Origin of the sequence: Roseateles aquatilis (assembly GCF_002205645.1) — a bacterium.
Taxonomy (GTDB): Bacteria; Pseudomonadota; Gammaproteobacteria; order Burkholderiales; family Burkholderiaceae_C; genus Roseateles; species Roseateles aquatilis.
This window is the reverse complement of record NZ_NIOF01000011.1, coordinates 106,968-127,510: the sequence shown is the minus strand read 5'-3', so window position 1 is coordinate 127,510 and position 20,543 is coordinate 106,968. Positions and strand designations below refer to the sequence as shown.

19 protein-coding genes are annotated in these 20,543 nt (G+C 70.1%); 9 read left to right on the top strand and 10 right to left on the bottom strand.

Translation table 11 applies throughout. From position 1 onward, the window contains the following. The first annotated feature begins 31 nt into the window (after positions 1-31). Positions 32-2,893 (top strand): TonB-dependent receptor domain-containing protein, encoded by a 2,862-nt coding sequence (locus CDN99_RS20735; RefSeq protein ID WP_088386808.1) that lies wholly within the window; start codon positions 32-34, stop codon positions 2,891-2,893. Between the two features lie 381 nt (positions 2,894-3,274). Here the strand turns inward: CDN99_RS20735 and CDN99_RS20730 are convergent, their stop codons facing one another. From CDN99_RS20730 to CDN99_RS20715, 4 genes are all read right to left on the bottom strand, one after another. Continuing rightward, the gene (locus CDN99_RS20730; protein ID WP_088386807.1) at positions 3,275-4,183 is read right to left on the bottom strand and encodes a S66 peptidase family protein; all 909 of its coding nucleotides are present in this window, start codon (positions 4,181-4,183) and stop codon (positions 3,275-3,277) included. Between the two features lie 47 nt (positions 4,184-4,230). Continuing rightward, positions 4,231-5,499, bottom strand: coding sequence for a serine hydrolase (locus tag CDN99_RS20725; RefSeq protein ID WP_088386806.1), 1,269 nt, complete (start codon positions 5,497-5,499; stop codon positions 4,231-4,233). 9 nt (positions 5,500-5,508) lie between these two features. Beyond that, the gene (locus CDN99_RS20720; RefSeq protein WP_259374725.1) at positions 5,509-6,930 is read right to left on the bottom strand and encodes a D-amino acid dehydrogenase; all 1,422 of its coding nucleotides are present in this window, start codon (positions 6,928-6,930) and stop codon (positions 5,509-5,511) included. A 190-nt stretch (positions 6,931-7,120) separates the two neighbouring features. Next, positions 7,121-8,314, bottom strand: a complete 1,194-nt coding sequence (locus CDN99_RS20715) for an amino acid aminotransferase (protein WP_088386804.1) — start codon at positions 8,312-8,314, stop codon at positions 7,121-7,123. Between the two features lie 197 nt (positions 8,315-8,511). Here CDN99_RS20715 and CDN99_RS20710 point away from each other — a divergent pair, with 197 nt between their 5' ends. Further along, positions 8,512-8,922 carry a PaaI family thioesterase gene (locus CDN99_RS20710; protein WP_088386803.1) on the top strand — a complete coding sequence of 137 codons (411 nt, stop codon included), beginning with the start codon at positions 8,512-8,514 and terminating at the stop codon, positions 8,920-8,922. A gap of 72 nt (positions 8,923-8,994) precedes the next feature. Here the strand turns inward: CDN99_RS20710 and CDN99_RS20705 are convergent, their stop codons facing one another. Continuing rightward, positions 8,995-10,305, bottom strand: coding sequence for a glutamate carboxypeptidase (locus CDN99_RS20705; RefSeq protein ID WP_088386909.1), 1,311 nt, complete (start codon positions 10,303-10,305; stop codon positions 8,995-8,997). A gap of 249 nt (positions 10,306-10,554) precedes the next feature. Here CDN99_RS20705 and CDN99_RS20700 point away from each other — a divergent pair, with 249 nt between their 5' ends. Continuing rightward, on the top strand, positions 10,555-10,899 hold the full coding sequence (locus tag CDN99_RS20700; RefSeq protein WP_088386802.1) for a putative quinol monooxygenase: 345 nt from the start codon (positions 10,555-10,557) through the stop codon (positions 10,897-10,899). 112 nt (positions 10,900-11,011) lie between these two features. Continuing rightward, on the top strand, positions 11,012-11,503 hold the full coding sequence (locus CDN99_RS20695; protein WP_238139628.1) for a BON domain-containing protein: 492 nt from the start codon (positions 11,012-11,014) through the stop codon (positions 11,501-11,503). Here the strand turns inward: CDN99_RS20695 and CDN99_RS20690 are convergent. Next, positions 11,495-12,634, bottom strand: coding sequence for a DUF2332 domain-containing protein (locus CDN99_RS20690; protein WP_088386800.1), 1,140 nt, complete (start codon positions 12,632-12,634; stop codon positions 11,495-11,497). The two genes, CDN99_RS20695 and CDN99_RS20690, sit on opposite strands and share 9 nt — an antisense overlap. A 66-nt stretch (positions 12,635-12,700) precedes the next feature. Between CDN99_RS20690 and CDN99_RS20685 the strand changes: the two genes are divergently transcribed. Then, positions 12,701-13,369 carry a Crp/Fnr family transcriptional regulator gene (locus CDN99_RS20685; protein ID WP_158218908.1) on the top strand — a complete coding sequence of 223 codons (669 nt, stop codon included), beginning with the start codon at positions 12,701-12,703 and terminating at the stop codon, positions 13,367-13,369. A gap of 18 nt (positions 13,370-13,387) precedes the next feature. On the opposite strand, the gene CDN99_RS20680 is transcribed toward CDN99_RS20685, so the two are convergent. Together CDN99_RS20680 and CDN99_RS20675 are read right to left on the bottom strand one after the other, a co-directional pair. Continuing rightward, complete coding sequence (locus CDN99_RS20680) at positions 13,388-13,885, bottom strand: glutathione peroxidase (protein WP_088386798.1); 498 nt, start codon at positions 13,883-13,885, stop codon at positions 13,388-13,390. A gap of 50 nt (positions 13,886-13,935) precedes the next feature. Beyond that, the gene (locus CDN99_RS20675; RefSeq protein WP_088386797.1) at positions 13,936-14,796 is read right to left on the bottom strand and encodes a DMT family transporter; all 861 of its coding nucleotides are present in this window, start codon (positions 14,794-14,796) and stop codon (positions 13,936-13,938) included. A 322-nt stretch (positions 14,797-15,118) separates the two neighbouring features. Between CDN99_RS20675 and CDN99_RS20670 the strand changes: the two genes are divergently transcribed. After that, entirely contained in the window at positions 15,119-16,060 is a 942-nt protein-coding gene (locus tag CDN99_RS20670; protein ID WP_141100896.1) for a hypothetical protein, read from the top strand. A 114-nt stretch (positions 16,061-16,174) separates the two neighbouring features. On the opposite strand, the gene lplT is transcribed toward CDN99_RS20670, so the two are convergent. After that, the gene (lplT, locus tag CDN99_RS20665; protein WP_088386795.1) at positions 16,175-17,452 is read right to left on the bottom strand and encodes a lysophospholipid transporter LplT; all 1,278 of its coding nucleotides are present in this window, start codon (positions 17,450-17,452) and stop codon (positions 16,175-16,177) included. Positions 17,453-17,704: 252 nt separating this feature from the next. Between lplT and alr the strand changes: the two genes are divergently transcribed. The 3 genes from alr to CDN99_RS20650 all read left to right on the top strand — a co-directional run bounded on the left by alr (position 17,705) and on the right by CDN99_RS20650 (position 20,153). Beyond that, the gene (alr, locus tag CDN99_RS20660) at positions 17,705-18,817 is read left to right on the top strand and encodes an alanine racemase (RefSeq protein ID WP_088386794.1); all 1,113 of its coding nucleotides are present in this window, start codon (positions 17,705-17,707) and stop codon (positions 18,815-18,817) included. A gap of 37 nt (positions 18,818-18,854) precedes the next feature. Next, positions 18,855-19,262: an alternative ribosome rescue aminoacyl-tRNA hydrolase ArfB gene (gene arfB / locus CDN99_RS20655; protein ID WP_088386793.1), complete on the top strand. Its 408-nt coding sequence runs from the start codon at positions 18,855-18,857 to the stop codon at positions 19,260-19,262. A 123-nt stretch (positions 19,263-19,385) separates the two neighbouring features. Beyond that, positions 19,386-20,153, top strand: a complete 768-nt coding sequence (locus CDN99_RS20650) for a hypothetical protein (RefSeq protein ID WP_088386792.1) — start codon at positions 19,386-19,388, stop codon at positions 20,151-20,153. A gap of 13 nt (positions 20,154-20,166) precedes the next feature. Here CDN99_RS20650 and CDN99_RS20645 read toward each other — a convergent pair whose 3' ends face one another. After that, the gene (locus tag CDN99_RS20645) at positions 20,167-20,415 is read right to left on the bottom strand and encodes an H-NS histone family protein (RefSeq protein ID WP_158218907.1); all 249 of its coding nucleotides are present in this window, start codon (positions 20,413-20,415) and stop codon (positions 20,167-20,169) included. Positions 20,416-20,543 lie beyond the last annotated feature (128 nt).

Below are 20,543 nucleotides of genomic sequence, written 5' to 3'. Positions count from 1 at the left end.
GGACGCCGGACCGTTTAACAAGGAGAAGGTCGTGAAACTGAATCAACTCGCCCGTTGTCTGGTCGTCGTGGGGCTGGGTGCCCATGCGGCGGCGTGGTCGCAGGAAGTGCAGAAGATCGAGCGGGTGGAGATCACCGGCTCCAGCATCAAGCGGATCCAGGACGAGGGCGCGCTGCCGGTGCAGACCATCTCCCGCAAGGACCTGGACCGCCAGGGCATCGTCTCGGCCGAGCAGTTGATCGCCACCCTGACGTCCAACGGCAACGGCCTGGACAACCTGGCCTCCAATGCGGACGTGGTCTCGGGCCAGTCCCGCGGCAACAACGGCGCGACCTCCGCCAACCTGCGCCTGCAGGGCGCCAACGCGACGCTGATCCTGCTGAACGGCCGCCGCATCGCGGCGCACGGCCTGAACGGCGGCGTGGTCGACCTGAACCAGATCCCGATGGCGGCGATCGAACGCGTCGAAGTGCTGAAGGACGGCGCCTCGTCGACCTACGGCACCGACGCCGTCGGCGGCGTCATCAACTTCATCCTGCGCAAGGACTACCAGGGCCTGCAAGCCAGCGCCTTCACCGACGTCACCGAGCATGGCGGCGGCAACATCTATCGCGCGTCGGTGACCGGCGGGGCCGGCAACCTGGACAAGGACGGCTTCAACGTGATGGCCACCTTGTCCCTGACGGACAACAAGCGGCTGAACGGCTCGCAGCGCGACTTCGTCAACAGCTTCCAGCCCGATCGCGGCCTGTCGCCCGACACGCGCGGCACGCCGTTCGCGACGGTGTTCTTCTCGCCCACGATCACGGCCCCGACCTACAACGGCGCCACCATCACCAGCGCCAACATCCTCGACCTGCCGGGCGGAGCGGGCTGCGCGTCGCAGCCCAACATGGCGCCCTACGCGGAGAAGCTGTGGAACTCCGCCGCCGCGTCGCCGGCCAACCAGTTCGGTTGCGCGTGGGACAGCGGCAAGGCGGCCGTGATCCAGCAACCGGTCAAGAACACCAACCTGGTGTCGCGCGGCATGCTCAAGCTGGGCGAGCATGTGCTGACCGGCGAGGTGCTGCTGGGCAAGTCCGAATCGCAGAAGATCTTCTCGGGCAACCAGATCAGCAGCGGCAGCGCCACGGCCACGATCACGCTGCCCAACGGCAGCGTCGTGCCGAGCCCGTTCCGCAGCCTGGCCTACCCGTCCACCGGCGCCGGCTACCAGCGCGTGTGGAACGCGCTGGTGGGCACCTTCCCGAGCCTGGCCTCGCAGGCCGGCAAGCCGCTGGCCTTCCGCTGGCGCTGCATGGAATGCGGCTCGCGCGAGTTCGAGACCACCACCGACACCGGCCGCTACCTGCTGAGCATGGACGGCCCGCTGCCCTTCCTCAAGGACTGGGACTACAAGGTCGGCGCGTCGCAGGCGTTCAGCAAGAGCAACTCGGTGCTGGGCAGCGGTTATCAGAACTGGGTCGGCCTGGCCAACCTGATCAACACCGGCGTGCTCAACCCGTTCCTGCTGGCCGGTGAATCGCAGACCCCGGCCGCGCTGGCGGCGCTGGACGCGATCTCGGCCGCGGGCACCAAGCTGTACGGCGGCAAGTACACCACCGACGAGTACGACGCGACCGCGTCCGGCCCGCTGTTCAAGCTGCCGGCCGGCGACGTGATGGCGGCGGTGGGCGTGGACTACCGGATCGAGAAGTACCGCTTCGACGGCAACAACACCGTCAACACGAACGACATCAACACCTGGATCTTCAACGCTCCGTTCGACAACGTGAACGCGCTGAGCGGCGTGAAGCGCAAGGTCGGCGCGATCTTCGGCGAGACCATCATCCCGGTCTTCAAGAACCTCGACCTGAACCTGTCGGTGCGCTACGACAAGTACACCGGCTTCGGCAGCACGACCAACCCGAAGGCGTCGATCCGTTATCAGCCGTTCGACAGCCTGGTGTTCCGCGGCTCGTACAGCACCGGCTTCCGCGTGCCGACCTTCAACCAGCTGTTCAACGGCGTGACCGAATCGCCGTACACCGGCGCGGGCGTGCCCGATCCGTCGACCTGCCCGAGCAACGTGGTGAGCAATGCGCCGGGCTGCCAGGCGGTGACTTTCAACACGCTGTTCGGCGGACGTTCCGACCTGAAGCCGGAAGAGTCCAACATGTCCAACATCGGCTTCATCTGGCAGCCGACGCGGGACTACAGCATGAGCGTGGACCTGTGGGACATCCGTCGCAAGGGGCAGATCCAGAGCCTGACGCTGACGCAGATCCTGAACAACTACCGGCTGTTCCCGTCGGCGTTCATCCGTGACGCCAACGGCGTGCTGCAGACGGTGGACACCCGCTGGGTGAACACCGGTGAGACGCAGACGAGCGCGCTGGAGTTCTCGCTGCGCGGCAGCACTGCGATGAACGGCGGCCGCCTGAGCGCGGGCCTGGACGGCACCTACCTGCTGAAGAAGAAGTCCAAGCTGCTGAACAACGTGGCCTTCGGCCCGAGCGAGATCGGTCAGTTCACGCGTTCGAGCGAGCTGGGCATCCGCTGGAAGCACAGCGCGTACATGACCTACACGTATGGTGACTGGGCCTGGTCGCTGCGCCAGCAGTACAGCAGCGGCTACTACGGCTACGTCCCGCCGGGCGTGGCCAACGGCAATGCCTCGGCGCCCGCCTTCGACCCGTGGGTCAAGCCGTACTACCTGCACCACGTCAGCGTCGCGTACAGCGGCATCAAGAACCTGACGATCACGGCCGGCATCAAGAACATCTTCGACCAGGACCCGCCGTTCGCGAACAGCTACGACACCAACACCGGTTCAGGCAGCTCGTGGGAACCGCGCGTGGCCGATCCGCGTGGCCGCTCGTTCACGCTGGGCGTCGACTACAAGTTCTTCTGATCGACCGAGACAGGCCGCACTCGCGGCCTCTCGCGAAAGCCCGCCGGGGAGACTCGGCGGGCTTTTTTCGTTGGGCACCACGCGGAATGCGCGGCGACGCGCCAACGCTGCAATCGACGGGCAGGCTCGGGCTTCGGGACGCCTTGACCGGCACGTGGATGTGGCTTCTGCGCGAATGCCAACTGACCGGCGCAACGGGACTCTGGTCCGTGAGCGCCAATCAGATGCCGGTGGATCATCTGCCCCGCCCCGAAGCTCCTCTGCTCCCGGCGCACGGCCTCATCGATCCGATGCCTGCGACAAACGCAGCGATCCGCTCACCCGCATCCGGCCTCGGCAGTCGCTTGGGTGCGGCGATGACCTGACGCCGCGACCGATCGATCAGACGCTCAGCGTCCCCGCCTCGACGTCCATCGTCACCTCCACGCCGATCGGCAGCGGCAGGTTGGGCGTCGTATGGCCGCTGGGCCAGCCGGCAAGGACCGGCACGCCGAGCTCGCCGAAGTAATCGGCCAGGACGTCGTCCGACGACTCCGCGTCGGTGAAGCTGCCCAGCAGCACGCCCGCGATGTCGTTCAGCGCGCCGCTCAGGCGCAACTGGCAGAGCAGGCGGTCGATCTTGTAGGGGTCCTCGGCGACGTCCTCGAGGAACAGGATCGCGCCGGACAGGTCCGGCATGAAGGGCGTGCCCAGCAGCGCCACCAGCACCGCCAGATTGCCGCCGGTCAGGATGCCGCGCACCGGCACCGCGCCGCGATTGAGGGGATGCGGCGGCAGCGACGGTCCCAACCGGTCGCCGACGCGCAATCCGCTGCGCAAGCGATCCGCGAGCAGGACGGCATCGGCCCAGCCGGCCTCGCCCTTGCACCAGTCCGACGCCGGCATCGGCGCATGCCAGCCGGCGATGCCCAGCCGCTGCCGCAACACATGCAGCGCGGTCAGGTCGCTGTAGCCGATCAGCGGCTTCGGATGCCGCCGCAGAAGCTGGCGGTCGATGCGATCCAGCAGCCGCGTGCAACCGTAGCCGCCGCGCACGCCGATCACGGCGTCCACGTCCGGATCGTCCAGCGCCTCATGCAGGTCGGCCAGCCGACGGCCGTCGTCCGCCGCCAGGTGGCCCAGGAACGCGGGACCATGGCAGCCGGGGAACACCTTCGCCCGGAAACCGAGCCGCTCGATCAACGGCACGACCAGCGCCAGCGTGCCCTCGCGCGGCGGTCCGGCGGGAGCGATGACGCCCAGGCAGGCGCGGTCGGGCAACGGGGACAGCAGGAAGGAGTCGGAGGCCATCGCATCGGTGCGGACCGGCGAGGGTCCGCGGTCGGTTCAGGATCGGATCAGGCCTCGAGCCAGGCCGCCAGGCGGGCGTCGATCGCCGCGCCCAGCGCGGGCACGCGCCAGGTGGTCGCGCAGGACGGATGCGGCGCATACCGGGACCCGAGGCTGGTCAGCAACGCGATCAGGTAGTGCCGCCGCCGCGGCGCGATGCCGCGCACGATACCGGCATCGGACGCGTAGTTCTCGGTGTTGCCGGTCTTGTGGGCGAACCACACCTCACCGCCCGCGGCGAAGCGGCGCAGGTCGCCCGGCAAGGACACCTCGCCGGCATGCAACGCGCCGTCGGGCTGCAACCATCGCCCCGGCAGACGCGCCGGCAGCCCCGGCACCCAGCCCGGGACGCCGCCCAGCGCCGCGCTGGACAGGATCTCGTGCAGAGCCTGATCCTGCAGCGCATGGATCGCCTGATTGCGGCTCTCCGCCGACAGCCGCGGCGCATTCGCCGGCAGCCACGGCGCCGGCGGCGCGGTCGGATCCAGCCACCACAGCAGCCGCACCGTGTCCCACGCCGTCATCTGCAGTTGACCGACACCCGATCCCGCGCCGTTGCCCCATCCGCCTTCCGGCGTGGTGTTGGCGAAGCGCAGCGTCGTCAGGCCGAGCGATGCGAACAGCGTGTGCAGCTCGTTGCGCACCTCGCGCCCGCCGTCGCGGCGGATCGCGCCGGTCGCGTGCATCAGCGTGACCAGCGCCGAGGTGGCTTCGTTGCTGCTCCAGGTGACCATGTCGGCGGCCCAGTCCGCGACGGGACGCTCGCGGCCGCCGAAGCGCAGCGGCCGCCACCACCCGGCACGGCCCTGGTCGACGAGCCGGCCCACGCCCACCAGCAGCATCAGCTTCAGCAGCGAGGCCGGATAGGGCGCCACCATGCGCGTGCCGTCCTCGCCGGCGAGCGGCTGCCAATCCATCGCGGACCAGTCCGACTCCGGACGCCAGGCGATGGAGTTGCCCTCGGCATCACGCTGGTCGGCGATGAAACGGACATGGCCGACCGCCCCCCCGTTCGGCGGGAGGCTGGCCACCACGCCCTCGGGATGCTCGCGCGAGAACAGCACGTTCGCCCACACCGGCGCGCCGCGCTCGGGGAACGCGACGACCGCGAGGTCCAGGCTGGGGAAGTGCCGAAGCGGTCGGCCGCCGTCCTGCGAGTCCGCCGTCGCGCCGAAGTCCTGCGCGCGCACGGCCTCGCGCAGCGCCTGGGCCAGCGCGTCGTGCGTCAGGCCCGTCGGGGCCCGCTTCGGATCGGTGGCGGGTGGCGCGGCGGTCATCGCGCCGCCTCAGGCCGCGCGCAGTTGCAGGCCGTCCAGCGCGATCGGGCTGGGCTTGCCGGACACCAGGTCGGCCACGATGCGGGCCGAGCCGAACGAGAAGGTGAAACCGAGCGCGCCATGGCCGACATTCAGCCACAAGCCGCGCAGCGGCGTCTCCCCCAGCATCGGCGCGCCGCTCGGCGTGGCCGGACGCAGACCGGCCCAGGGCACGGCGCGGTCATAGTCGGCGGCCTTGGGGAAGGTCTCGCGGACGTTGCGCTGCAACGCGGCCAGGCGCTTCGGATCGATGCGCGTGTCGTCGCCCACCAGGTCGACCATCGCCGCGACGCGGAGCTGGTCGCCGATGCGCGCGTACAGCGTCTTGCGTTCGAAGTCGGTCACGCTGACCGTCGGCGGGCGGTGCACGCCATTGATGGGCGCGGACAGGCTGTAGCCCTTGAGCGGGTACAGCGGCAGGCGCAGCCCCACCAGCTCCGCCAGACCCGCGCTCTGCAGGCCGGCCGCGAGCACGATGCCGTCGGCACCCAGCTCGCCCTGGTCGGTGCGCAGCGCGACGACACGATCGCCCTCGCGGACGAAGCCGGTCGCGTGGGCCGTCAACCGGCCCTGGAAATTCGGATGCGCCGCCAGGCGCTCGCCCAGCTGCACGCTCAACGCGTGGCAATCGGCCACCGCCTCGCCCGCCGTGAAGATGCCGCCGGCCAGCCATTCGGCGCCGCCGTCGCCCAGCGCCGGCTCCAGCGCCAGACATTCCTCGCGGGTCAGCGCGCGTTCCGGCCCACCGACCAGGGTGCGGGACGCCACTCGGCCGAATTCGTCCGGCTTGCGATAGACGACCAGCTTGCCGGGCGAGCGCAGCTCGATCGTGTCCAGCGACGTCTGCCGCAGCAGGTCGCCGAAGCACTGCTGGCTGAAGGCGCCCAGCTCCAGCAAGCGCTCGGTCGTGCGCCGATTCACCGGCCCGCGGCAATGCGCCAGGAACGACGCCAGCCAGCGCCATTGCGCCGTCGTGCCGTCAGGCTTGAAACGCAACGGGCCGCCCGGGTCGAGCAACCAGCGGATCGCCTTCAACGGCACGCCGGCATCGGCCAGCGGCGACACATAGCGATAGCTGAGCTGCCCGCCATTGGCCCGGCTGGCCCCCGTGGCTAGCTCGACGTCGCGCTCCACGAGCGTCACCCGATGTCCCGCCTCCACCAGGGCCCAGGCGGTGGTGACACCCACCACGCCACCCCCGATCACGACAAGCTGCTTCATCCGGACAAATTCATTCTTTGAATGGTCCGGCAGAGTACGGATTCGGCAATGGCTCAGCCAATGAAAGCGGTGGCGATACCCATAACCTTGTCGAATGCGCGTTGGGGGTGGTGTTCGCGGTTTTTTCTGCGTGGGCGCGTGAGAGGGGCAGGCGGGGCCTGTTTTCTCCATGTCCCTCCTCTTCAACTGCCTGTCGGCAGTCGAATTCACCTTCCTTGACTTACGAAAACAGGCCCCGCCCGCCCCTCTCCGACACACCGCGGTCATCCGAGAAATACCGGCGCATGAATGAAAAAGGGCGGCGCAATCGCGCCGCCCTTCCTTTGGAAACGAATCGTTCAGCGTTGGGACGTTCGGGCGTTCAGGCGAGCACGGCTGCCATCGCATTGGCGGTGGCTTCGACGTTGCGGGTGTTCAGGCCCGCGATGCACATGCGGCCGGAACGCAGGATGTAGACGCCGAATTCGTCGCGCAGACGGTCCACCTGCGCCGGCGTCAGGCCGGTGTAGCTGAACATGCCGCGCTGCTTCAGGAAGTAGTCGAAGTTGCGGCCCGGCACCTTGGCCGAGACCACCTCGAACAGCGCGTTGCGCATCGCCAGGATGCGCTCGCGCATTTCCTCGACCTCGCCTTCCCACAGCGCGCGCAGGCGCGCGTCGCCCAGCACCTTGGCCACGACCTGGCCGCCATGCATCGGCGGGTTGGAGTAGTTGCGGCGAATCGTGAACTTCAGCTGCCCCAGCACGTTGGCCGCCTGCGCCGCGTCCGGGCAGACCACCGACAACGCACCGCAACGCTCGCCATACAGGCTCATGTTCTTCGAGAAGCTGTTGGCGACGAAGAAGCTCAGGCCGGCCGCCGTCAGCGCGCGGATGGCGAAGGTGTCGGCCTCCAGGCCGTCACCGTAGCCCTGGTAGGCCAGGTCCAGGAAGGCGATCAACTCGCGCTCCTTCAGCACCGGGATCAGCGCGTCCCACTGCGACTGCGACAGATCCACGCCGGTCGGGTTGTGGCAGCACGCATGCAGCAGCACGATGCTGCGCGCCGGCGCCTCCGACAGCGCCTGCAGCATCGCGTCGAAGCGCAGGCCGCCGGTGGCGGCGTCGTAATACGGATAGGTCCGGCACTCCAGGCCCGAGCCCTCGAAGACCGCGCGGTGGTTGTCCCACGTCGGGTCGCTCAGGTAGAGCGCGCTGTCCGGGAAGTAGCGCTTGATGAAGTCCGCGCCGACCTTCAGGCCGCCCGACGAGCCCACGCCCTGGATGGTCGCGACGCGGTTGCTCTTGAGCGCCTCGCTGTCGACGCCGAACAGCAGCTTCTGCACCTCGGTGCGGAAGTTGGCCGCGCCTTCCATCGGCAGATAAGGCCGCGCGCCGGCCTGCTCCACCACCGCCAGCTCGGCCTGGCGCACCGAATCCAGCATCGGGATGCGGCCGTCGTCATCGAAGTAGATGCCGATGGACAGGTTGATCTTCTGGGTGCGCGGGTCCTTCTGGAACGCTTCGTTCAGGCTCAGGATGGGATCGCCCGCGTAGGCGTCGACGTGCTGGAACATGTGGGAACTCCAAGGCCCGGAACCATTCCGGAGCGGCGACGGCCATTATCCCCAGCATGGGGCGCTGGCGGTCCTGCGCCGACAATGCCGGGTCATCCGGACTCCATGCCATCGCGGCATCGCCCCGCGCCGCGCCGGCGCGCCGGCCCCGTCCGGGCCATCCAAAAGACTGAATCCCCCCGACTTCGGAGCATTTCATGCCGACCAATGACGAATTCAACGCGCGCGGCGCCGCCTGCCTGCCCGGCCACCTGGGCATCGACATCGTGGAGGTGGCCCGGGGCCAGGTCCACGCGCGCCTGCCGGTGCGCCAGGAAGTGATGGCGCCCAACGGCTACCTGCACGCCGGCAGCGTCGTCACGCTGGCCGACACCTGCTGCGGCTACGGCTGCATCAACAGCCTGCCCGAGGGCGCCCAGAACTTCACCACCGTCGAGCTCAAGTCCAACCACCTCGGCACCGCCCGCGACGGCGTCATCGAGTGCCATGCCACCGCCGTGCACCTCGGCCGCACGACGCAGGTCTGGGACGCCGTGGTCACGCACAACGGCAAGACCATCGCGCTGTTCCGCTGCACGCAGATGATCCTGTACCCGAAGGCCGCTTGATCCCTCGGCCGGGCGCCCCGGCGACCGCGCGCCGCCGGGAGGTCTCGCGCGCGACGCCCTGTCGACGGGCGCTCAGGGCGCCTTGCCGCTCCCGATCGCCATGATCAGCCGCGTGGCCAGCACCAGCTTCGGCGCGATCGAGTCCAGCACGACGTACTCGCTGTCGCTGCTGTGGGCGCCGAAGCCGCGCACGCCCATGCCCTCGATGACAGGGGCCCGCGTCGACAGCGCGGCATAGGCCGCATCGGTGCCGCCGCCGGTGGGCACGTCGCGCACGACCAGCTCCAGTTGCTGCTCCGCCGCCAGCGCCTTGGCCCTGGCGGCCAGCGCGCGCGACGCCTCGGTCGCCTGCAACGGCGGCCGGCCCAGGCGGAAGGCCAGCGTCACTTCCGATTCCGGCAGCAGCTTGTTCTGGATGCGCTTGCGCAGCTCGGCTTCCATGCCCTCGAAGTCGGCCACCTTGTCCGCGCGGACATCGGCGAACGCCTCCGCCTGCGCCGGAATCGCGTTGCGCACCGAGCCCGCCTTGGCCATGGTCCAGTGCAGTTGCTTGCCGTTCTTCGGATCGGACAGGTCGCGCATCTGCAGCACCTGGTGCGCCATCTCGTAGAGCGCGTTGACGCCGCGCTCCGGCGCCGCGCCCGCGTGCGAGGACCGGCCCTTGACCGTCAGCGTCGCCGCGGCGATGCCGCTGGTGGCCAGTCGCAGCGTGTCGGCGCCGCTCGGACCGCCGCCGCCCTCGAAGGACAACACGGCGTCGTGCTCGGCGCCGAATTTCGTGATGGTCGGGTGCGAGCCCGGGGAGCCGATCTCCTCGTCGCCGTTGATCAGCACGGTGATCTCGCCGAAGTCGCGGAAGTTGACCGCCTTCAGCATCGCGATCAGGTGAAGGATGGTGGCCACGCCCTGCTTGTCGTCGGCGATGCCCAGGCCGTAGGCGCGCGGGCCGTCGATCCGGAACGGCTGCTGGGCCAGCATGCCGCGCTGGTAGACCGTGTCCATGTGCGCGATGAGCAGCACGCGCTTGCCGTTGGCGGCCGCGCCCTTGAAGGTCGCCTTGACCATCTGCCCGACCTTGGCCGGCCCGTCGCCCGCGTCGGAGGACGGCGAGGCGATGGTCTTGCCCGGATCGATCAGGTCGACCTGCCCGCCCAGCTCGCGCAGCCGCTGCGCGATGACGCCGGCGATGCGGTCCAGGCCCGCCCGGTCGGAGCTGCCCGACTCGATCTCCACCAGTTGCTGCAGCGTCTTGAGCAGCGCCGGCTGCTCGCGCGCCGCGAGGGCCTGCAGCTCGGGCACGGTCTGCGCCCGCGCGACGCCGAGCGTGGACAGGGCGGCCAGGGCCAGCGCGGCATGGCGCAACGGACGGAGGTGGGCGGACATCGTCATGGTGGCAAGGTGCGCCGCTCGGCGCGGGAGCGAAGGAAGCATCGATCCTATCGGCGATCCGGCGCTTGGGAAGGCCCACATGACGCGCCATGGTCGCGACACGGCCGCCATGCGCCAAACAGATCTTCCCTTGCGCGGCGGTTGAAAGAGTTTCCGCCGTGGCGGGGTGTTTCCGCGCGGTGGCGGTGCCTAGCATCCGGGACTCGCGCTCCCGCCTTCCCCACCGTTCGCAAGGACCTTCCGATGACGATCGATCCCCACGTCCACGCTTCCACTCACGACCGTCCTGCCGGCGACGCGCCGCTGACGATGATCGCCGTGCTGGTGGCCCGCCCCGGCCAGCGCGAACGTCTGCGCACCGAGTTGAGCCGGCTGATCGAGCCGACCCGCGCCGAACCCGGCTGCCTGGACTACGTCCTCTTCGAGCTGCGGGACGAGCCCGGCACCTTCTACATGCGCGAGGCCTTCACCGACGAGGCCGCGCTGGACGCGCATCGCGCGATGCCGCACTTCCGCGCGTTCGAGGCCGTGGCGGGCGATCTGCTCGGCGCGCCGCTGCGGCTGGTGAAGCTGGATCGGGTGGCCTGACGGCGGCGGCGACCGGCACTGGCGGCGGCGCGCCCGATCAGGCAAGCTCGCCGCCATGTCGCCCGCCTCGATGCCTGCCCTCGCCCTCCGGGCCGCGATCGTCGCGGGTTCGATGATCGTGCCTGCGCTGGCCGGCGCCGAGGAACAGCGCCGCAACGTCTTCGGCGATCCCTTCGTGCAGCTCACCTCGGCGATTCCCGCAGGCGTTTGCGCGCCCCCGCCCGGGCCGCTGCTGACCGACGCCGAGGCTCGCGCCCAGGCCCACGGCCGCATCGAGCGCGGCACCAGCTGCTACCAGAGCGGCCGTTGCCGCCTGCCCAACGCCTATCTCTACGACAAGGAAATCATGCCCCGCGTGCGTCAGGCCGTCGCCGCGGACGGCCGCTTCGACAGGACGACCAGCGTCTGGGCGCTGGGCCAGCGACGCTGGATCTGGCTGCAAGGGTGCGTGAGCAAGGCGGAGGAGGCCGCCGCGCTGGAGGCGCTGGTCAGGCAGATCGACGATGTCGAGAGGGTGGTGAACGAGCTCCGGGTCGTGCCGGCCGCCACGTCCGCCATGCCCGCGGCCACGCCGCCGTCGGCACCACCCGCGTCGTCACGCTGAACTCGCGCCCTCGCGATCCAGCCACTCGATCCATCGCCCATGCGGGTGGGACCAGGCCAACGGGTCGGTCCTGAGCGCGCCGCCGGCCTCGTCGTCCCGCCATTGCAAGGTCCACAGCGTCGCGCTGCCGGGCGATTCGCCGGAAGGCGCATCGGGCGGCGACGGCAGCGGCGCGAGTTTGCCGACCTCCCCGCTGATCCACGCCAGGCCGCGCTCGCGGACCAGCCGCTCGATGCGCCGGACATGCTCGCGCAACGCATCGGGCGCGAAGTACGCCAGCACCCAGACGTTGAAGACCACGGGCCGCGTGCCGACGGGCAAGGCGTCCAGCCAGCGCTCCAGCACCGACAGGCCGTCGTCGTCGCGCACCAGCGGCACCGGATGCCGGCGGGCGTCGGCGAGCGCACGATCGAGCCGATCCCGCCGCGCCCCGTCGCCCGGCCACAGGCAGGCGCGCAACCAGCGCGCGGCCGCCTCGTCGAAGGGATCGATGGGCTGCAGGTCGACGCCCATGCGGTGGGCCGCGCGCCAGCGCGGCTCGCCCAGCAAGGCACCGGGCCGATCACCGCGCCACGCCGTGCGGACCAGCGGCGCCTGCGAGGACTCGCCCGTCCACGTGCTCACGCCGTCGTCGTAGGCATATCGGTCGACGCCCAGGTTCAGGCCCGCGCTGCAACCGAAGTCGAACAGCGCCAGCTCGACCGGCGCGGCCTCGGTGCCGCCCAGCCGCGTCGCCAGCGCCTGCAGCGCGGGACGCAGCACGGCGCAGCGGCCGGTCTCGTTGGTCTGCGTGGTGCGGGTGCGGATCAGCTCGCGCAACGCGACGTCCTCGCGACGGGCGAAGTCTTTCAGCAATCCGGGCAATTCGCCGTCCGGCGCGCGGGTGCCCCCAGCGCTGGCGTAGTACGCGGCCAGCGGATGCGGCGCGCCGGCCAGCACGCGGTCGTGCAGCGCCGCCAGCAGCAGCACCGGCAGGCGCTGCGTCGGCGGTGCTGCCAGCAGGAGGGCCATCAGCCCCTCATCCCCCGCGATCGCGGCGGCCAGCGCCTGGTACAGCGCGTCGTCGCGACCATCGGTCTCGGCGAAGCGGGCGAAGAGGTGGGCGATGCGCCCGAGGTCGTCGTTCTGCATGCCGGGAACTCTAGGCCTGCTCGCGCGGCCAGAATGTCGGGTATCCGACAAACTCAGACGAAACCCATGCGCCTGCCCGCGCCGTCCGCCGTCGACGCCCTGTGCGCCAACTTTCCCGGCCTGACGCCGCCGCCCGCGCTGGCGCCCAGGCTGGAGGCGCTGCTGCCCTGCCGGGCGCTGGCGGCCGATCGTGTGCTGTTCGCGCAGGGACAGACGCCGAAGGCGTTCTACATGGTCGCAAGCGGTGAGATCGAGGCCCGCTTCGCCGCGCAGGACGGCCGCATGTCGGTGCTGGAGCACGTGCGGGCGCCTCGCCTGTTCGGGCTGGCGGCCTTCGTCACCGAGCGTCCGGCGCGCTACGAAGCCGTCGCGACGACCACGAGCCGCGTGTGGATCATCGGCATGCCCGCCTACCGCGTGCTGATGGACGACTGGCCCGGCTTCGCGCGGGCGCTGATGCGGGAATTCGCCGAGCGCTTCGAAGGCAACCTGCGTTTGCTGGAGGCCGCCCGCCACCTGAGCGCGCCGGAGCGCTTCGCGGTCGCGCTGCGGCAGTTGACCGCCGAGCGCGCCGCCGCGGCGGATGCCGACGGCTGGCAGGAACTGCGGGCGACGCAGTCGGAGCTGGCGCGGCTCGCGCACCTGTCGCGGCAGACCGTGAATCAATTGCTGCGCGCCGCGCAGGACGCCGGCCAGCTACGGCTGCGTTACGGCCGGATCGCGATCCGGCCCTGAGGACCCGTCGCGCGGGGCTCAGTCGGCCAGCGCCGCCTCGACCTCGCCGCGGATCGATTCCGGCGAGTCGTTGGGCGCGAAGCGCTTGAGCACCTGCCCGTCGCGGCCGACCAGGAACTTGGTGAAGTTCCACTTGATCGCCTGGGTGCCGAGGATGCCGGGCTTCTCGCCCTTGAGCCATTGCCACAGCGGATGGGCCTCGCCGCCGTTGACCTTGATCTTGCCCATCATCGGGAAGCTGACGCCGTAGTTGAGCTGGCAGAACGAGGCGATCTCGTCGTTGCCGCCCGGGTCCTGCCCGCCGAATTCATTGCTGGGGAATCCGACCACCACCAGCCCGCGCGCCTGGTAGTCGCGCCAGAGGTCCTCCAGGCCCTTGAACTGGGGCGTGAAGCCGCACTCGCTGGCGGTGTTGACGACCAGCAGCACGCGGCCGCGGTACTGGGACAGGGCGACCGGCTCTCCGCCGATGCTGATCGCGTCGAAATCGAAGGCTGTCTTGCTGGTGGCGCTCATGGATGACCTCCTCGAATGGACCGGGGTGCATCCTAGCGCGCCGGGCGGCATCAGGCGCGTCGGCGCTCCACCGCCGCCAGCAGCGCCGCGGCCAGGATCGCGGCGCCGCCCAGCGCGGTGCGGCCGTCCAGCACGCCGCCGCCCAGCAGCAGCGCGGAGACGGCCGCGACCGGGACCTCGGTCAGCATCACCACCGCGGTGACATTGGCCGGCAGGCGCGCCGCCCCGTATTGAAGGGACAGGTTGGAGGCGAAGAACAGCAGCGCCATCCCCGCCAGCGGCAGCAGCCAGACGGCGCCCGGCAGCCAGGGCCACGGCGCCAGGCCGCCGCCGGCCATCGCCAGGGCCGACACGCCGGCCACGCCGACACCGCCGCTGAACATCGCCAGCGCCCGCGCGCCCGGGCTGCGGGCGGCCTCGCGCCGCAGCATGACGTTGTTGAAGGCGAAGGTGATGCCGCCCACCAGCCCGAGCACATCCGGCAGGCTGGACGGCAGCGGCCAGCCGCCGTCCGCCGGGGACAGCACCGCCAGCGCGCCGCCCAGCGCCAGCGCGATGCGCAGCCCGGCGATGGCCGTCAACGGCTCGCCCAGGATCAGCCGCGCCAGCAGCACCGCCCACAGCGGCATCAGATAGAACAGCAGCACGACGCGGACCACGTCCCCCGTCGCCACGCCCCAGTTGAACGCGGTGTTGGTCAGGCCCGCCGCCAGCATCACCAGCCACAGGCCGCGCGAGCGCAGCAGCTCCGCCGCCGCGCCGCGCTGGCTGACCAGCACCACCACCCACGACAGCGTGTACATGATCACCGTCGTCCACAACGGATGCATGCCGGCGGCCTCGAACTGCCTGAACGGCCACCAGGAGAGCCCCCAGATGGTGGCGTTGAACATCAGGGCGAGGATCGGCATGCGGGAGATCGGCGAACGCAAACGAAGGCGGCACGCCAGGCGTTCCGGCCAGGGGACATCGAAGGGAAATCGGGGGCAGGGTCGGGATGACACCGCGGCATTTCGCGCCCGGGTCCGCCGCCTGCCGCCCCAGGGGTGGGGCCAGCGCAACAGTCCTTGTCGCGGGGCTTGGATCCGGCCTGCGGACCAGCCAACAATGCCCAGGGTTTATAGCATGGCGCAAGGACTGACCCTGACCTCCAATCGGGGCGCCGTGCGCCTGTCATGCACGCGGCCTACCCTGTCGCGTGTGTCCGGTCCACCAAACTAGGGAGAGCTTCTCTTGGATCACTTGGCCTGTTTTGCCCCGGAAGATCTGCAGTCCGCCTCCGGGCCCGATCTGCAGAGCTATCACTGGCGCCTGTTGGCCCAGGGGGATTCCTGGTTCTCGACCGCTCAGGCCAAACTCAGCGCCCACGCCAACCTGCTGCAGGAGCTGGTGCTGTCCAAACCCGCCGCGGCGGTGAACTGCGCCGGCCAGCGCGAGAGCCTGGCCAAGGTCGTCGAGCTGGAAGCGGCGCCGGACTTCGTGCGCCTGCTCACCGCGGCCGACGCGCCGGTCTGGGACGGCATCCTGCTGTCCGTCGGCGGCAATGACCTGATCAAGGCCGCGCAGACGCCGGTCCACCTCGACGGCGCGGACATCCCGCTGCACCTGCGCCTGCTGCGCAACCAGACCGAGTGGGGCCCGCCGTCGGCCGGCGTCGGCCGCTATTTCTCGGAGCCCGGCTGGACCACCTACGCCGAGTACCTGCGCGCCAACCTGCGCCACCTGCTGACGCTGCGTGACCAGGGACCGTCGGCGGGCAAGCCGATCTTCATGCACTGCTACGCCGTGCCGATGCCGCGCCCGGCCGGCGCCGCGGACGCGGGCCACGGCCCCTGGCTGTATCCGGCGCTGAAGGCCTACGCGATCCCCGCGGCCGACTGGGCCGCCGTCAGCCGCCTGATGGTGATGCACCTGGCGCAGCTGCTGAAGACGCTGATGGCGGACAAGGAGCAGTTCCCGGGGCTGTTCGTGTTCGACTCGACCGCCGTGCCGCTCGCGGCGGCGACGCCCGGCGCCAGCGGCATCAGCGGCGACTGGCACAACGAGATCCACCTGAACCACAGCGGCTGCCTCAAGATCGGCCGCGCCTGGTCGGAGCACATCGAGCAGGTGCTGACCACCGGCGGCATCGCGGTCGCCGCGCCGCCCGGCGGCAGGGGCCGCGCGCGGCGCTGACCCCGGACCGGATCCGCTCTTCGCCGAGCGGTCCCCGAAACGACGACGGCTCCCTTAGGAGCCGTCCGTCATTGGGCCTTGCGGATCTGGCGGAGCTGCCAGGCGCCGGGCCGGTCAGTGCTTGTCGCTGCGCGCGATCGCCAGCAGGCGGTCGAGCTCCTCGGCATGCTCGCGCTTGTTGTGCGCGTGCCAGCGGCCCACGACCCACATGATGCCCGCCACCAGCAGGCCGAAGATCGTGATCGAGCCGAAGGCCGAGGTGCCGAAGCGCGTCAGCATCGTGTACAGCGCGCCCAGGCCCAGGATGCAGGCCTGCTCGTTGAAGTTCTGCACGGCGATCGAGCGGCCGGCGCCCATCAGGTTGTGGCCGCGGTGCTGCAGCAGCGCGTTCATCGGCACGACCAGGTAGCCGCCGATGCCGCCGAGCAGGATCAGGAAGGGGATCGCCAGCCAGAGCTGGTTGATGAAGTTCAGCACCAGCATCAGCAGGCCCATGCCGATGCCCAGCGGAATGACGCTGGTGGCCTTGTCCAGCCGCACGGCCATCGACGCCACCACCGCGCCGACGGCGGTGCCGATCGCCACCACGCCGGCCAGCGCCGACGCCTGCGTCGTGCCGTAGCCCAGCGCCGCGGCGGCCCAGGCGAAGACGATGTAGCGCATGTTGCCGGACACGCCCCAGAACAGCGTCGTCATGCCCAGCGAGATCTGGCCCAGCTTGTCCTGCCACAGCCGCGAGTTGCAGGCGGCGAACTCGCGCACCAGGTCCGTGGCGTTGTGCGAGATCGGCTGCAGCGGCGAGTCGGTGCGCGGGATGCGCAGGTTGAAGAGCGCGGCAATGCCGTACAGCACCACCATGAAGGCGATGGCCGCCTGCGGCGCGGTGTCGATGCCGGTGTCGATGAACGGCATGTCGAAGGACAGCAGCACCGACGAGGCCCGCTCCCCCAGCAGCTGGCCGCCGAAGACGGCGCCCAGGATGATCGAGGCGATGGTCAGGCCCTCGATCCAGCCATTGGCCTTGACCAGCTGGGACGGCGGCAGCAACTCGGTGAGGATGCCGTACTTGGCCGGCGAATACGCGGCCGCGCCCAGGCCCACGATCGCATAGGCGATCAACGGATGCACCCCCGCCAGCATGCTCAGGCATCCCACCACCTTGATGGTGTTGGAGATGAACATGACCTTGCCCTTGGGTACCGCGTCCGCGAAGGCCCCCACGAACGGCGCGAGCACGACATAGAACAGCGCGAACATCGGGACCAATGCGGCCCGCTGCCACTCGGGCGCACCGCTGGTGCGCAGGAGCTCCACGGCGGCGACGAACAGCGCGTTATCAGCCAGCGAGCTGAAGAACTGCGCTGACATGATGGTGTAGAAGCCTTTTTTCATCGACCCGGCATACCTGGAACTGCGGTGATCACGCTGGGTCCACCGGGGTGGGAAAGGCAGCGCTGCGGCGGGTTTATAGCACGCGCTTGTTTTCGTAACAGCGCTTCACGGTACACCGGCTCTGTGCTATTTCCCACCCATTTCGGAGGGATCCACGAAGCATTCCCGATGCCGCTCCCTCTGCCGCGGCGATGCCACGCCGCGCCCCGGGCCGGTGCGTGCCCCCGTTCATGCCACGGCACAATGCGGCCCATGCCCCGTCCGATCGAAGCCCTGATCCACCAGCCCGCGCTGGCCCACAACATCGCCCGCGCCCGGGCCAGCTCGCCGGACGCGCAGGTGCTGGCGATCGTCAAGGCCAACGCCTACGGCCACGGCATCGAGAACGTCTTCGATGCGCTGCGCGGCGCCGACGGCTTCGGGCTGCTCGACCTGGACGAGGCCCAGCGCCTGCGGGACCTGGGCTGGCGCGGCCCGATCCTGCTGCTGGAAGGCTGCTTCGAGACGCGCGACCTGGAGCTGTGCTCGCGGCTGAAGCTGTGGCACGCGGTGCACCACGAGCAGCAGATCGACTGGCTGGCGATGCACAAGACGCACGAGCCGCACCGCGTCTTCCTGAAGCTCAACAGCGGCATGAACCGGCTGGGCTTCACCCCGAACGCCTTCCGCGGCGCCTGGACGCGGCTGAACGCCCTGCCGCAGGTGGACGAGATCTCGCTGATGACGCATTTCTCTGACGCCGACGGCGCGCGCGGCATCGAGCACCAGACGGCGGTCTTCAAGGAAGCGACGGCCGACCTGCCGGGCGCGCGCTCGCTGAGCAACAGCGCGGCGATCCTGCGCCACAGCAAGGACCCGGCGGTGCGGGCGGACTGGGTCCGCGCGGGAATCATGACCTACGGCAGCGCGCCGGACTATCCGGAGCACGACATCGCCCACTGGGACCTGCGGCCCACGATGACGCTGCGGTCCAAGGTGCTGGCGGTCCAGCACCTGAAGGAAGGCGACAGCGTCGGCTACGGCAGCAGCTTCGTCGCGCAGCGCGCGATGCGCATCGGCACGGTGGCCTGCGGCTACGCGGACGGCTATCCGCGCCATGCCGGCCACGGCACGCCGGTGCTGGTCGCCGGGCAGCGCACGACGACGGTGGGCCGGGTCTCGATGGACATGCTGGCCGTCGACCTGACCGATCTGAAGCAGCTGCCGCTGGACGGCATCGGCGCCGAGGTCACGCTGTGGGGTCAGGGCCCGAAGGGCGCCGTGCTGCCGATCGACGAGGTCGCGCAGTCCGCCGGCACGATCGGCTACGAGCTGATGTGCGCGCTGGCCCGTCGGGTGCCGGTGCACGTCGAGACGCTGGGCTGAGCGCCGCCCCGGTCGGTTTCCCCACGCCCGCGGTGCCATGCATCTGGACTGGACGCCCGCCGATTGGGAACTGGACATGACCGGCATCCGCGCCAGCGGGCCGGGCGGGCAGAACGTCAACAAGGTCAGCAGCGCGGTGCATCTGCGCTTCGACATCCGGCGCTCCACGCTGCCGGCGATCATCAAGGAACGGCTGCTGGCGCTGTCCGACCAGCGCATCACCGCCGACGGCATCGTCGTGATCAAGGCGCAGGAGTCACGCAGCCAGGAGCAGAACCGCGCCGACGCGATCGCCCGCCTGGTGGCGCTGGCGCAGAGCGTGGCGCACACGCCCAAGGCGCGCCGGGCGACCAAGCCCACCCGCGCCTCGCAGAAGCGCCGCCTGGAGGCCAAGACCCAGCGCGGCGACATCAAGGCCGGACGCGGCAAGGTCCGCGGCGAGTGAAGCGACACGCGCGACCGCGGATGAAGCGCCAGGCGGAGCAGCAGGCGAAACGGCCATCACCGCCACGATCGACGCACCGGTCGAGGCGACCGGCCCGACCGGTCGCCACATGAGGGAGCTTGCATGTTCAAGGCGATCCGCATCCTGATCCTGCTCGGGATCCTCGTGACGGCGGCGGGCACGACGCTGATCGGTCGCTGGCAGGCGCAGTCCTGGAAGCGACCGCAGGTCGTGACGCTGTATCCGATCAACGCCGCCGGCGACGCGGCGACCGAGGCCTACCTGCAGCGCCTGGACGAGTCCGACTTCGCCCGCCTCGAGCCCTACTTCCAGGACCAGGCGCGGCGCCATGGCGTGGCCCTGTCCCAGCCGATCCGGATCGTGCTGGGTCGCCGGGTGAGCGCGCTGCCGCCAGCGCCGCCGCGCGACCGCGGCGTGCTTGCGGCGATTTCCTGGAGCCTGCGGATGCGCTGGTGGGCCTGGCGCGAGACACCGCCCAGCTCGCCGGTGCCGGACGTGAAGCTCTTCCTGATGTACCACCCGCCGGATTTCTCCGGCGCGCTGCCGCACTCCATCGGCCTGGAGAAGGGCCGGCTGGGCCTGGCCCATCTCTTCGCCGCGCGCGCGCAGCAGGGCGCCAACGAGGTCGTCATCGCGCACGAGACGCTGCACACCTTCAGCGCGACCGACAAGTACGACCCGGCGACGTTGATGCCGCTGCCGCCCGACGGCTACGCCGAACCGGACCGGGAACCGCTGCTGCCCCAGGCGCGGGCGGAATTGATGGCGGGGCGCATTCCCTTGCGCAACGGGGAGGCGCGGATCCCGGACGGACTCGCGCAGACGGTCATCGGGCCGGCGACGGCCAGGGAGATCGGCTGGGTGAAGTAGGCGTCGCCGGGCGTCAATTGGCGCGCCGACGCGCGGCGCGCTCCACCGTGGGCGTCACCGGGCCAGCCCGGTCCTTCGCCGTGCGGCGCCGCCGCGTGTTGGCGAGCGCCGGCCCGAACAGCTCCTGACGGGTCAGGCCGTAATGGTCGATGGCCTGCCGGATGCTGGCCACCACCTGGGAGACCTCCTTGGCGCGGAGTTGCTCGGCTTGCTTCTGAAGCTTGTCAATCTGCTGGAGCACTTGCTGAAGTGATTTGCTCATGGCGTCGTGGAAATGTGTGTCGGCCGTTGTGTGGGAGGAGGCGTCTTCGAGAACGACTGCCGGATCGCGGCGATCGCCCATTTGTTCGATTGACAGAATTTACATTCATGCAATGTTAACTATCCATG

Bases quoted from the DNA above. Each gene is read 5' to 3' on its own strand.
- CDN99_RS20675 (WP_088386797.1), bottom strand. From the start codon at position 14,796: ATGCCGATCCTCGCCCTGATGTTCAACGCCACCATCTGGGGGCTCTCC.
- CDN99_RS20715 (WP_088386804.1), bottom strand. From the start codon at position 8,314: ATGTTCCAGCACGTCGACGCCTACGCGGGCGATCCCATCCTGAGCCTG.
- CDN99_RS20685 (WP_158218908.1), top strand. From the start codon at position 12,701: ATGCGCCTGCCCGCGCCGTCCGCCGTCGACGCCCTGTGCGCCAACTTT.
- alr (WP_088386794.1), top strand. From the start codon at position 17,705: ATGCCCCGTCCGATCGAAGCCCTGATCCACCAGCCCGCGCTGGCCCAC.
- CDN99_RS20725 (WP_088386806.1), bottom strand. From the start codon at position 5,499: ATGACCGCCGCGCCACCCGCCACCGATCCGAAGCGGGCCCCGACGGGC.
- CDN99_RS20720 (WP_259374725.1), bottom strand. From the start codon at position 6,930: ATGGAGAAAACAGGCCCCGCCTGCCCCTCTCACGCGCCCACGCAGAAA.
- CDN99_RS20680 (WP_088386798.1), bottom strand. From the start codon at position 13,885: ATGAGCGCCACCAGCAAGACAGCCTTCGATTTCGACGCGATCAGCATC.
- CDN99_RS20730 (WP_088386807.1), bottom strand. From the start codon at position 4,183: ATGGCCTCCGACTCCTTCCTGCTGTCCCCGTTGCCCGACCGCGCCTGC.
- CDN99_RS20700 (WP_088386802.1), top strand. From the start codon at position 10,555: ATGACGATCGATCCCCACGTCCACGCTTCCACTCACGACCGTCCTGCC.
- arfB (WP_088386793.1), top strand. From the start codon at position 18,855: ATGCATCTGGACTGGACGCCCGCCGATTGGGAACTGGACATGACCGGC.
- CDN99_RS20645 (WP_158218907.1), bottom strand. From the start codon at position 20,415: ATGAGCAAATCACTTCAGCAAGTGCTCCAGCAGATTGACAAGCTTCAG.
- CDN99_RS20650 (WP_088386792.1), top strand. From the start codon at position 19,386: ATGTTCAAGGCGATCCGCATCCTGATCCTGCTCGGGATCCTCGTGACG.
- lplT (WP_088386795.1), bottom strand. From the start codon at position 17,452: ATGAAAAAAGGCTTCTACACCATCATGTCAGCGCAGTTCTTCAGCTCG.
- CDN99_RS20690 (WP_088386800.1), bottom strand. From the start codon at position 12,634: ATGCAGAACGACGACCTCGGGCGCATCGCCCACCTCTTCGCCCGCTTC.
- CDN99_RS20710 (WP_088386803.1), top strand. From the start codon at position 8,512: ATGCCGACCAATGACGAATTCAACGCGCGCGGCGCCGCCTGCCTGCCC.
- CDN99_RS20705 (WP_088386909.1), bottom strand. From the start codon at position 10,305: ATGTCCGCCCACCTCCGTCCGTTGCGCCATGCCGCGCTGGCCCTGGCC.
- CDN99_RS20695 (WP_238139628.1), top strand. From the start codon at position 11,012: ATGATCGTGCCTGCGCTGGCCGGCGCCGAGGAACAGCGCCGCAACGTC.